13 protein-coding genes are annotated in these 11,919 nt (G+C 56.1%); 12 read left to right on the top strand and 1 reads right to left on the bottom strand.

Features of this window, described 5'->3' with window-relative positions; genetic code table 11:
* Positions 1–41: 41 nt before the first annotated feature.
* The 12 genes from JXO48_10660 to JXO48_10605 all read left to right on the top strand — a co-directional run bounded on the left by JXO48_10660 (position 42) and on the right by JXO48_10605 (position 10,128).
* Positions 42–1,844, top strand: a complete 1,803-nt coding sequence (locus tag JXO48_10660) for a long-chain fatty acid--CoA ligase (GenBank protein ID MBN2284341.1) — start codon at positions 42–44, stop codon at positions 1,842–1,844.
* Between the two features lie 162 nt (positions 1,845–2,006).
* Positions 2,007–3,149: a thiolase family protein gene (locus JXO48_10655; protein MBN2284340.1), complete on the top strand. Its 1,143-nt coding sequence runs from the start codon at positions 2,007–2,009 to the stop codon at positions 3,147–3,149.
* Between the two features lie 9 nt (positions 3,150–3,158).
* On the top strand, positions 3,159–4,325 hold the full coding sequence (locus JXO48_10650) for a hypothetical protein (protein ID MBN2284339.1): 1,167 nt from the start codon (positions 3,159–3,161) through the stop codon (positions 4,323–4,325).
* 11 nt (positions 4,326–4,336) lie between these two features.
* Positions 4,337–4,801, top strand: a complete 465-nt coding sequence (locus JXO48_10645; GenBank protein ID MBN2284338.1) for a Zn-ribbon domain-containing OB-fold protein — start codon at positions 4,337–4,339, stop codon at positions 4,799–4,801.
* Between the two features lie 21 nt (positions 4,802–4,822).
* On the top strand, positions 4,823–5,293 hold the full coding sequence (locus JXO48_10640; protein ID MBN2284337.1) for a Zn-ribbon domain-containing OB-fold protein: 471 nt from the start codon (positions 4,823–4,825) through the stop codon (positions 5,291–5,293).
* A 16-nt stretch (positions 5,294–5,309) separates the two neighbouring features.
* Positions 5,310–6,458 (top strand): acyl-CoA dehydrogenase family protein, encoded by a 1,149-nt coding sequence (locus tag JXO48_10635; protein MBN2284336.1) that lies wholly within the window; start codon positions 5,310–5,312, stop codon positions 6,456–6,458.
* 17 nt (positions 6,459–6,475) lie between these two features.
* Positions 6,476–7,633 carry an acyl-CoA dehydrogenase family protein gene (locus JXO48_10630; protein ID MBN2284335.1) on the top strand — a complete coding sequence of 386 codons (1,158 nt, stop codon included), beginning with the start codon at positions 6,476–6,478 and terminating at the stop codon, positions 7,631–7,633.
* 14 nt (positions 7,634–7,647) lie between these two features.
* Positions 7,648–8,085, top strand: coding sequence for a MaoC family dehydratase N-terminal domain-containing protein (locus tag JXO48_10625; GenBank protein MBN2284334.1), 438 nt, complete (start codon positions 7,648–7,650; stop codon positions 8,083–8,085).
* An 11-nt stretch (positions 8,086–8,096) separates the two neighbouring features.
* Positions 8,097–8,501, top strand: a complete 405-nt coding sequence (locus JXO48_10620; protein MBN2284333.1) for a MaoC family dehydratase — start codon at positions 8,097–8,099, stop codon at positions 8,499–8,501.
* 42 nt (positions 8,502–8,543) lie between these two features.
* A complete protein-coding gene (locus tag JXO48_10615) occupies positions 8,544–8,813 on the top strand; it encodes a hypothetical protein (protein ID MBN2284332.1) in 270 nt (89 codons plus the stop codon).
* A 308-nt stretch (positions 8,814–9,121) separates the two neighbouring features.
* Positions 9,122–9,946 carry a nucleoside triphosphate pyrophosphohydrolase gene (mazG, locus tag JXO48_10610; GenBank protein ID MBN2284331.1) on the top strand — a complete coding sequence of 275 codons (825 nt, stop codon included), beginning with the start codon at positions 9,122–9,124 and terminating at the stop codon, positions 9,944–9,946.
* Positions 9,943–10,128 carry a DUF2065 domain-containing protein gene (locus JXO48_10605; GenBank protein MBN2284330.1) on the top strand — a complete coding sequence of 62 codons (186 nt, stop codon included), beginning with the start codon at positions 9,943–9,945 and terminating at the stop codon, positions 10,126–10,128. Before mazG ends, JXO48_10605 begins: the two co-directional genes overlap by 4 nt.
* A 32-nt stretch (positions 10,129–10,160) precedes the next feature.
* Here JXO48_10605 and JXO48_10600 read toward each other — a convergent pair.
* On the bottom strand, positions 10,161–11,919 hold a 1,759-nt coding region (locus JXO48_10600), incomplete at its 5' end, for a hypothetical protein (protein MBN2284329.1).

The following is an 11,919-nucleotide window of genomic DNA, read 5'->3' as shown; positions in this document are numbered from 1 at the left end:
CCGTCTCCCGACCACTGAAGCCGGGAAGGAAGGATCTGCAGATGGAAAAGAATCTTGCACAGATATTGCGGGACCAGGCAAAGAAATACGGATCACGCCTCGCCGTCGAGAAGCGGCTTGATGGGGTCTGGAAAGGTATCTCCTGGCAGGAGTATTACGACGGCGCCCGCCATGTCGGACTCGGGCTTTACAGCCTCGGTGTCAGGAGGGGAGACCGCGTCTCTCTCCTGGCCCAGAACCGGATCGAGTGGATCCTTTCCGATCTTGGCATCATCGGCATCGGGGCCGTGACGATCCCCATTTACGTCACCCTGCCCGCTCATGAAGTGGGTTATATCATCAGCAACTCGGAATCGAAGATCTACATAGCGGAGGACAAGACCGCCCTCCAGAAGGGTCTCGATGTCCTGGACGACTGTCCGACCCTGGAAAAGATCGTGGTCATCGACCCCCGGGGCTGTGACATGTCGTCCGACCTGCTGATGAGCTTTGACGAACTGGTGGCCCGGGGCAAGGAGCTCGCCGCCCGGGAGCCAGGTCTCTTTGAAACCCTGACCGACGCCGTTGAACGAGACGACCTGGCGACATTTGTTTACACATCGGGTACCACGGGTCCGCCGAAAGGGGCCATGATAACTCACGGAAACATTCTTTCCGTCTGTGAGGCACTTGACGGCATGCACTGGGCCGATGACCGGGATGTCCTGGTGGCTTTTCTGCCACTCTGTCATGTGTTCCAGCGGGTAGCGGGACACTTCTTCGCCATGTGTGTTGGTATCTACACGCACTATACGCAAAGCTTCGACACGATCGTGGAAGACATACAGACGAAGAAGCCCACGGTCCTGCTGGCCGTTCCCCGGGTATGTGAAAAGGTCTATGCGAAGATCCTCGGGCAGGCCAAAACACAGCCCAAATGGAAACAGGCCGTCTTCAACTGGGCCGTCGGTGTCGGCGCAGAAGTCAGCAAAATGATGGAGCAGAAGAAATCGATACCGCCGCTCCTCAACCTGAAATACAAGATCGCCTACAAGATGGTCTTTGAGAAATTGCGGCAGGCCCTTGGCGGGCGCACCCGCTGGATGGTCGCTTCGGGAGCCCCCCTCGCGAGGGACATAGCCGATTTCTTCAACGCCGCCGGTATTTTTCTTATAGAAGGGTATGGCATGACCGAGTGCAGCGCGCCGGCGACGCTGAACAAGCTCGACAACTACAAGTTCGGCACTGCGGGTACCCCCCTGTCATGCAACGAGGTCAGGATCGCAGAGGATGGTGAAATTCTCATAAAGGGAGGCAACGTCATCAGCGGGTACTGGAAAATGCCCGAGCAGACAAAGGAGGCTTTCACCGAGGACGGATGGCTGAAATCGGGGGACATCGGCGAATTTGACGAGGACGGCTACCTGAAGATCACGGACCGCAAGAAAGACCTTATCATCACGGCGGGGGGCAAGAACATCGCTCCCCAGAACATCGAGGGCCTTTTCAAGCAGAACCCGCTTTTCGAGCAGTTCGTCGTCATCGGTGACCGCATGAAGTATCTCGTGGCCCTTATCAATATAAACCTTGAAGAAGCGGGGCGGCTTGCCGCCGAGGAGGGACTGAGCTTCTCCAAGCCGGAAGAACTGCTCGACCGTGACGATTTCCGAGCCCTTGTGGACAAGTGCGTTGCCGAACGAAACAGTCACTTGGCACAATACGAAACGATAAAGTACTACCACATCGTCAAGCAGACCTTCTCGGAAGACACGGGGGAGCTGACGCCATCGCTCAAGGTAAAGCGAAAAGTGGTCATGGAAAAACACAAGGACGCTATCCAGAAGATGCACCCCTCGGAAGCGTAAGCAGCGATTCAAAGGGAACGGGAAAGAACGAGCCTCAACGGTACCGGAGTGTTCTTTGAGACACTCCGGCCACACCGCTCTTTACATGAGGGTTGCCCCCGGGTTCCGGATTATCGTTCCCTGATCCCACCATCTTCAGAGACAACAAAAAGGAGGTTTATTATGGCAAATCGTGTTGGAATTGTTGAGGTTGCCATGACACCGGGAACGGAAACAAGGGACAACTTCCTTGACCAGATATTCCGCGTATGCAAGGAAGTCCTGGACAAGGCCGGCGTGTCCCGCGATGAACTGGGAACGGTGATCAGCGCATCTTCGGACGTGTTCCACGGCGGCATTTCCTGCGCAAATTCCTATTACTGGGATGCGGGCGCGGCCTTTCTGAAAAACGGGTCGCGGCAGGACGGAGAATCCCTGTTCGCGTTCATTTACGCCGTCATGCGTATCCTTTCGGGCAGTTACGATACGGCCCTTGTCCTGGGTATCTGCAAGGGTTCCGAAAATCCTGAAAACGACATGTTGACCCACTTCTTCACCGACCCCTTCTACCAGCGCCAGGTCGGCCTGAACGAGACGGTCGCCGCGGCCCTGCAGAAACGGGAATATATGGCCCGCTATGGCGTCACGGATGAGCAGTGCGCCGGCGTCGTGGTGAAAAATCTCGGGAACGCCTTGAAAAATCCTTACGCGCATATCAAGAAGAAGCTTGATGTTACCGATGTCCTCTCCTCGGAGATCGTCATGGACCCGCTGAGAATCATGGAATGCGCGCCGAAATCGGAAGGCATCATAGCCATGGTGCTGGCAAAAGAGGAATTGGCCAAAAAACTGACCCCCAAGCCGGTCTGGCTGAAGGGTTACGGCTCCTCCATCGACCGTTTCTATGTCGGCGACAGGGACCTCCTCAAGGGGGAACTGCCGAACGCCGCCAAGAGAGCGTACAGCATGGCGGGGATCAGGAACCCGAAAAAGGAAATCGACCTTGCTGAGATCTGTGAACCCTATTCGTTCCAAGAACTTCTCTGGTACGAAGACCTGGGATTCTGCGACGCCGGCCAGGGAGGGAAGCTCCTCGACAGCGGAGCGACTCGGCCGGACGGCGATATACCGGTCAACCCTTCCGGTGGCGTTCTGGCCCTCAATCCGTATGTTTCGCGGGGCATGTACCGTCTGGCGGAGTGCTTCCTGCAGATCAGGGGAGAAGCGGGTGAACGGCAGTTGAACAGAGATGTAACGACGGCGATGGCCCATTCAACGCATGGTTTTGCCGGACAGTGCCATGCTGTTGCGATCATCGGCAGTTAGGAGGGAATTATGGGAAGACCAGTTGCAATAATAGGATCAGGACAGACAAAGCATGGCCGGAGGTTCGATGTTACCTATCCCGAGTTGGTGAAGGAGGCCGTTGATGCTGTATTCGAGAACACCGGCATCTCACCAGATTATATCGAGGGCGTCGTCTCGGGAACCATGCCTTCGATGATGGAGGGCGTCGCCCTCACCCACTTCTATTTTGCCGACGTGCTCCGTTCAGTGGGTAAACCGATCCTGAAGACCGAGACCTGCGGCTCCACGGGGGTATCACTCGCTATCACCGGGTACTACTGGGTGGCGTCGGGCCTGGCCGATCTGGTCCTTGTGGTGGGCTCCGAGAAGATGAACGAAGGGGACTCCCAGGCAACGATGACCACCGTTCTGGAGCCTTTTTACCAGAGGTTCTTCATCGCCGGCGCACCTGGCGTCTTTTCGATGCAGTCCCAGGAATGGTCGGTCAAATTCGGGATCCCCGAGGAAAAGGTAAGGGCGGCGGCGACGCGGCTGTCGATCGATCACCACAATGATGCCTTCGACAACCCCTATGCCCATATCAAGAAGAAGCTGACCGAGGACGAGGTGAACAATGCACGGATCATCACCTATCCGGTGCGGTTGTGGGACGTGTGTCCCAACTCGGACGGCGCCTGCGCCGCCATCTTTGCCTCGGAGGACATGGTCAGGAAACTGGGCAAGAAAGCCGCCTGGATCAAGGGTGTCGGCTACAGCGGCGAGGAATACTGGTTCGGCGACAGTGAAAAGGCGATATGGCAGTGTGCCATCAATGCATCACGCCAGGCCTATGATATGGCGGGCATAAAGAACCCGAGAAAAGAACTCGACGTGGCGGAAGTTTACAATCCATTTACATTCCAGGAGCTCCTCTATTATGAATGCTTCGGATTCTGCGACTTCGGTGAAGCCTGTGACCTTACCCTGAACGGCGTCTTCTCGCGCACCGGGGAACTGCCCTGCGACCCGTCGGGCGGCACTCTGTGCACGAACCCCATCGGCGCCACCGGTCTCAACAGGGTGGTGGAAGCAGCGATGCAGGTAACGAACCAGGCGGGAGCTCATCAGATACCGGGAGCGAAATTGGCGCTTGCCCATGCCATGGGCGGTGTTGACCAGTTCAACGGCGTGATGATTCTCGGCTCAGAAAAGTAGGAGGGGCAACGATGAAAAGAGATTATGATACATTTAACAATGTTGTCAGGCTTCCCCATAAGTACGCGGCCGGCCGGACATTCACGCAGTTCTACAACGGGCTCAAGGAAGGCAGGATATACGGCACCTCCTGCCCCTCCTGCAACATGACCTTCGTCCCCGCGCGAAGTTCCTGCCCGCAGTGCCAGAAAAACCTGGACACATCGGTGGAGGTCTCACAGCAGGGTGAGGTCGTTTCCTGGGTCTATTCGGACAAGGAATTCTTCGGCATGCCGGGAAAGCCTCCCGTGGTGATCGCCCTTATCAAGCTCGACGGGACCGACTGCAACCTGCTGCATCTGCTCGGCGGCTTCGATACGACCAGTCCGGAGTCGGTCGGTTCAGTGATCCGGAAAGGCGCACGGGTCGAGGCCGTGTGGAACGATGAAAGAAAAGGCCACATACTTGATATCAAGTATTTCGCGCCTTTGTCATAGCCGGTAGGAAGGGGTGACATCATGGAAGAAAAACAAGACCTGTATATTCTGGAAGATGAGGTGGCCATACCCTACGAGAACGTGTACGGACCGGTATGGACGCGTTTTTTTGAAGGACTGGTGGAAAAGAAGATCTACGGCTCGAGATGTTCCCGGTGCAACCGGGTCCTTGTCCCGGCCCGCTCCTTCTGTCCCCGCTGCTTTGTCGAGACCGACGACATAACCGAGGTATCACAGGAAGGGGCCATCGTATCGTGGGTCCTTACCGATTACGAGTACTTCGGCATGCCCACAAAACCCCCGTTCATCGGCGCGCTGATACGGCTCGACGGCACTGATTCCAGCTTTCTCCATCTCGTCGGTGGATTTGACCTGCGTGACGCGGACCTTGTCAGAAAAACCGTCAAGAACGGCATGAAGGTCAGGGCCGTGTGGAAGGAAGAACGGAAGGGCCACATTCTGGATATTAAATACTTTGAACCGGTACAATAGATGTGAGGAGGATGATATGGATTTCACGCTCAGCGACGAGCAAAGAATGTTCAGGGAAACGGTATACCGATACGGAAAGGAAGAAATCACTCCGCTCTGTGAAGAAGCCGACCTGAAGGGGGAATTCAGCTTTGAGATCTGGAAGAAGCTTGCCGATATGGGACTTCTCGGCCTGCCGTTCCCTGAGGAATTGGGCGGCTCCGGCGCGGACATCGTTACCTGCTGCCTGGCGGGCGAGGCGCTCGGCCATGCCGGTGTCGACGGCGGCAGTCTTCTCGCCTGGGGAGCCCACACCTATCTCTGTGCCTGCAACATATTCAACTTCGGCACCGAGGAGCAGAAGAAGAAGTATGTGCCCAAGCTTGCCTCGGGAGAATGGATCGGATGCATGGGTCTCACCGAACCCGGCGCGGGCTCCGACGCGGCATCGATGCGTTCCACGGCCACCAGGAAGGGTGACTCCTATGTTCTCAACGGATCGAAAACGTTTATCACCAATGCCCCCGTGGCCGACGTGATCGTTGTTTTCGCCAGTATCGACCGGGAGTTGAAGCACAAGGGTATCACCGCCTTCGTCGTTGAAAAGGGAACGCCGGGTTTTTCGACGGGCCAGCCTTTCCACAAGATGGGATGCAAGTGTTCGACAACCTCCGAGGTCTTTTTCGAAGACTGCGAGATCCCCGCGGAGAACGTCCTGGGCGGTGAAGGTGCCGGCTGGATGATCGCGCTCAGCGGCGTCGAATGGGACCGCTCCACCCTGCTCTCTCCCTTCCTCGGTTCTTCCATTTACGGGATCGAGCTCTGTTCACGGTATGCCAATGAGCGGTATCAGTTCAACCGGCCCATTCGCGAATTCCAGGCGATACAGCATCGCATCGCCGACATGCGGGTTTTCGTCGAAGCGGCGAAACTGGCCATTTACCGCGTTGCTTCCTCAAAGGACAACGGCCAGATGCTCAACCCGCTCCAGGCGGCGGTCAACAAGGTCTATGCCGGTGACATGGGATTCGAAATGGCCTCGCAGGCCGTCCAGATATTCGGCGGTTACGGTTTCATGCACGAATATCCCGTGGAGCGTAACTTCCGGGATGCCCGGCTCGGTGCAATCGGCGGCGGAACATCCGACATCATGCGGATGATCGTCTCAAGAATCATGTTAATGTAGGATGTGGGGGTATTGCTATGGACTATGAATTGAACGAAGCACAAAAGAAGTTACAGCTAGAAGCCGCTGCTTTCTGCAGCACCGAGATCGCCCCGTCGGCCCGGAAACTTGATGAAGGCCCGAAAGAGAAAGCCTTCACCCTGCTCAGAGAGAACCTGAAAAAACTTGCCGGTGCAGGCTTTCTCGGCGCCGGGGTGGACGATGCCGGTATTGACATGATCAGCAACTATATCGTTGCTGAAGAGATCGCCAAGGTCTGTCCGGCTACGTATCTCAGTGGCCGGGCGAGTACCTTTCTCTGCGGCGGCCTGATCGCTCTTTTCGGTACGGCCGCGCAAAAGGAACGGTATCTTCCGGGGCTCTTGAAGGGTGATCTGGTGGGGGCCGTCGCCTATTCCGAATCGGAAGCCGGTTCCGACATATCCGGCATAACCGCGGCGGCGAAAAAGGGGGGTGATACCTGGGTTCTGACGGGAGAAAAGGATATCGTCGCCAACGGGCCGATCGCTGATCTCCTTCTGGTCCTGGCCTATACGTCAGCCGAGGCGGGCGCCGAGACGGGGATGAGTTTTTTCATCGTCGAAAAAGGCGCGCCGGGGCTGACCGTCGGCGAGACAATCGACACGATGGGCCTCCGGGGACTTCCGCTCAGCTCGGTATCCCTCTCGGAATGCAGGACCGCAGAATTTCTCGGCGGTGAACCGGGCCGGGGACACGCCCAGCTGAAAAAGATACTCTCCATGGGAACCGTCGGGATAACGGCGTTCTCAGTCGGGATAGGAACGGCCTGCATGGAAAAGGCCACGGCACAGGCTAAAAACAGGAAGGCTTTCGGCAGGAAGATCGGTTCCTTTCAAGACGTGGGATTCAAGCTCGCCGACATGTTCACCTACAATGACCTGGGCAGAATGCTGGCACTTCGCGCCGCATGGGCGATGAACAAAGGAGAAGAAGAGGCCGATGTCATTGGCGCCTGCGCGAAGCTCCTGTCCACCGAGGCCGCATCCAAGATAGCCAACTGGACCATGCAGATATTTGCCGGCCACGGGTACCTCAAGGGTAGTGAAGCGGAGCGCCTGTACCGTGACGCAAAGTTCGGAGAAATCTGTGAGGGCACTTCTGAAATGCAGCGGGTGTTCATCGCGAAAAACGAACTGGACAAGTTCACTTCTTGAGAGGAGGAAAATCCATGGCAGTGGACGTTAAGTTTATCGGGAAGGAGTACGGTCCCCTGACCTATGAGATCGGCAAGGAAAAAGTAAAAGAATACGCCAAGGCCATCAAGAACCCCGATCCGCATTATATGGACGATGAATTCGGGAAAACTACACCCTACGGAAGCGTCATCGCTCCTCCGACCTTTTCGGTGGTATATGCCGGCATGCTGGCGGAACCCTTTTTCTTCGATCCCGAGATCAATCTGAACCTGTTCATGCTCGTGCACGGAGAACAGGATTTCGAATTCTTCGAGGTGGTCAAACCCGGCGATGTCATCACGTCAAAGGGGAAGATCGTCAACATCGAAAACAAGGAAAAGCTTGACGTGGTCACCCTTGTCGGTGAAAGCCGGAACCAGAAGGGAAACATGGTCTGCAGAGCCACCTTCACCTTCGTGATACGGAAATAGGGGGAAACGCCATGGCAAAAAAACAGATACAGGACATCAAGGTGGGAGAGGTCTTCACCGCCTCAGAAGAAGTGGATAAATACCGGACCATTTATTACGCGGGGGCTTCCGGGGATTTCAATCCTATTCATATCGACCCGGAATTCGGCAAGATGGTGGGCCTCGGCGGTGTCATTCTTCACGGACTGTGCACCTTCGGTTTCATGACCAAGACCGTTACCGACTGGACCGGTGATCCGGGCGCTCTCAAACGGATCAAGTGCCGGTTCGCGCGACCCGTTCACCTTGGCGATACGGTCACAACGGAGGGAACCGTCACAGCCGTGGAGGGGAACACGGTTTCCCTCGATCTGAAAGTAACCAACCAGGAGAGTGTCGCCGTCCTCAGCATGGCGACGGCTGTCGTGGAACTGTAGATTCCATAATCGTATTCACGCGGAAAGGGGAAATCTCACACTATCGGTGAGTTTCCCCCATCCCGCACCGGCAATCGAAAAGCATGGCGTCATCACCAGCGGATTTCCGCCGGCTATATTGTGGCCGGAGCCGTGTGCGGTGGTGTGCCGGCGCCGGGCCAGGAACTGAACAAGGAGGCGGTCATCGCTTTCTGCAAGAAAGAACTTGCGGGGTACAAGGTGCCCAAGAGGGTTATCATAATCGACGCGCTGCCGCGGAACCCCAGTGGCAAACTGCTGAAAAACGTGTTGCAGGAGAAATATAGGGACTAGAGGATTACGGATTACGGGGTACGGATCACGGAATAGAATTATGGATCATGGATCAGGTTTTTCACCTCCCTTTCGTAAAGGGAGGCCGGGAGGGATTTATATATTTTAAAATCCCCCTCAATCCCCCTTTTCCAAAGGGGGAGGTGTGTTTTGTCAGGCACTCAGGTACTCAGGGACCCACGGGCCGTCCCGCCGTGAGCATACAGCCGCGGGGGGCGGCCCTTTTTTTGAAATTCGAAGGATCCATTGTTTTTTGACAGGCTCAACCAATCGTGCTACAAGATTTCGTTTTCAGCTGGGGTACGGTCATTACGGATGAGGAGGTCCACCGGGTGACAGGAGACAGAACCGATTCTTTCGAAAAGCTCAGACAGATCATAAAGACCCTCAGGTCGCCGGAGGGATGCGCCTGGGACCGGAAGCAGACGAGAGAGGATGTCGTGAAATACCTTCTCGCTGAAGTGTATGAGGTGGTGGACGCCATTGAGGAGGGATCAGCCGGAGGGCTTCGCGAGGAACTGGGTGATACCCTTTTTCAGATCCTTTTTCTGGCCGGTATCGCCGAGGAAGCGGGCGAATTCGACATCTATGACGTCATCAACGACATCACGGCCAAGATGATCCGTCGCCACCCCCACGTGTTCGGGAACCGCAAGGTCAGCGGGATACCGGAAATCAAGGCAAACTGGGAGGAGATCAAGCGGGGCGAAAAGCCGGAACAGGAAGAGAAACGCTCGCTCCTCTCGGGAATACCACGGTCCCTGCCGCCCCTCATCATGGCCCGTGAGGTCACGGCGCGGGCCTCAAAGGTCGGTTTTGACTGGGAAAACATGCAGGACGTACTCGTGAAGGTCGGCGAGGAACTGGAGGAACTCAGGTCCTCCGTGAAAAGCAACGATCAGGAGAAGATCGCCGAAGAAGTGGGCGACATATTCTTTTCCCTGGTAAATCTCTGTCGCTTTATCGACAAAGACCCCGACACCCTCGTCCGCGCCTCGGTGCGGAAATTCACCGAGCGTTTCGCCTATATCGAAAAACGCCTCGCTAAACGGGATCTCTCACCCGCCGATGTCTCACTTGAGGAGATGGATTATCTCTGGGAATGCGCGAAGAAGGAGAAAGAAGGTTCATGAAATTCATGCTTTGCGTCATCGGGATGGTTCTGATAATAGAAGGACTTCCCTATTTTGCGTTTCCGGAAAAGATCAAGGACTACCTGCTGAAGATCCAGGAAATCCCGGACAACACGCTGAGAATCTTAGGTCTTCTCTCACTTTCGGTGGGGCTCTTTCTGGTCTATCTGGGAAGGAACTGACACCTCTTCGATCCACCGGGAACACAGCGGACTCATTCAGACAGGATAAAAATAAAACAGCCGCCTCCACCACCGCTGCCGCCGTTCCCGGAACCATCGGGATCATCCGTCACATCGGACGAAGGAGATTCAAAGCCGAGACCGGAAGGATCGACAATGATACCGTTTTGCACGCCGTCGTCGTCACCCTTGCCGCCATCCTTCACGTAGAGAGTGACTTCTGTTCGCGTTTCATTGAACACCGCTCCTTCACCGGTGCCACCCGATATCAGATCACGGTCGAAATCGATCCATCCCGACCGTTTACCATATTTGAACCATGAACATTCTTCAGGTGCCGTTTCGGGCAGATAGACGGTAAGTACCGCCATGCCGCCGGCCGTTTCCGTTCTGATAACGAGGTCGAGAAGTCCATAGGGAAGGTTTTCCGGCCTGTTGACCTGATCGGGAATGTCGGCGAGGTCCGTTGTCTCGAATTCCACGCAGGAACCACCGCTGATATCGTCTATTCCGATCTCCTGACCGGTCTTCGAAAAGGTCGTTACCACCTCTTCGGGAAATCCCCCGATACCATTCTCGTATACCCTTATGATCACCTCATCGGTGTCCTGCAGGCCGCCGTCATCGGTCACGGTCAGTTCAAATACCAGTCTGACATCAATACCATCCACGGGCGGCGTCACGAACGTAGGCCGTGGTGACGACGGATCGGAAAGCGTCACCGCCGGTCCGGATACCATGATCCAGCGATATGATCCCAGGGAACCGTCAGGGTCGTCCGACGTGGAGCCATCGAGGAAAACGGTGGTCCCCTCTTCCACATTCCGGTCTGAGCCGGCATGGGCTACGGGGTTAGCATTCAGCCAGGTTATGTTCACCACGCAGGTATCGGTATCACTTAAGCTCTCACTGTCGGTAACGGTCAGTTCAAACGTCAGGGAAACACCCTCAGGCCCCACATCGGCAGGGATAAAGGTCGGTGAAGGGGCATTCGAATCAGAGAGGGTCACCGGTACACCTCCTGTCTGCTTCCAGCGATAGACTGCTATATTTCCGTCGGGATCAATAGAACGCGAACCATTGAGCATCACGTCCGTTCCTTCACTAACTGTCTGATCATCACCCGCGTCCGCCTGGGGCGGTTCGTTGCACCAGCTTACGCTGACCACACAGCCGTCGGTGTCCTGCAACCCTCCGCCGTCCGTCACGGTCAATTCAAAGGTCAGCGATGCACCCCCCGGACCTACGTCAGGCGCTGTGAACACGGGTTTCATTATGCTGCTGTCCGACAGGGTAACAGGAGTGCCGCCGGTCTGCGTCCATCGACAGGAAGTTATGCCGTCGTCGGGGTCGCTGGAGTTTGTCGCGTCAATCCGGACCAGTGTACCTTCATTGACTCGCTGATCAGGCCCCGCGTCCGCCGTGGGTGCCTCGTTGAGCCAGCTTATGTTGACCACACAGGTATCGGTGTCTTTCAGGCCGCCGTTATCCGTCACAGTCAGCTCAAAGGTCAGCGACGTGCCCCCCGGACCTACGTCAGGTGCCGTAAAGGTAGGATTCGGAAGCCCTGCATCTGACAGAACCACCAAAATACCGCCCTTCTGCACCCATTGATAGAACTCAATTCCGTCATCGGGGTCCGTCGAGTTCGCCCCGTTCAGTGTCACCGGAATCCCCTCGTCTACGGTCTGATCCGCTCCCGCGTCCGCCGTGGGAGGTACGTTCAGCCAGCTTACGTTCACAATGCAGTCGTCCCTGTCAATCAGTCCGTGAGCGTCCGTCACCGTCAAT

This window comes from Deltaproteobacteria bacterium, from assembly GCA_016933965.1.
GTDB lineage: Bacteria > Desulfobacterota > Syntrophia > Syntrophales > UBA2210 > JAFGTS01.
The sequence above is the reverse complement of the archived record's forward strand: the minus strand, read 5'-3'. Positions and strand labels throughout refer to the sequence as shown.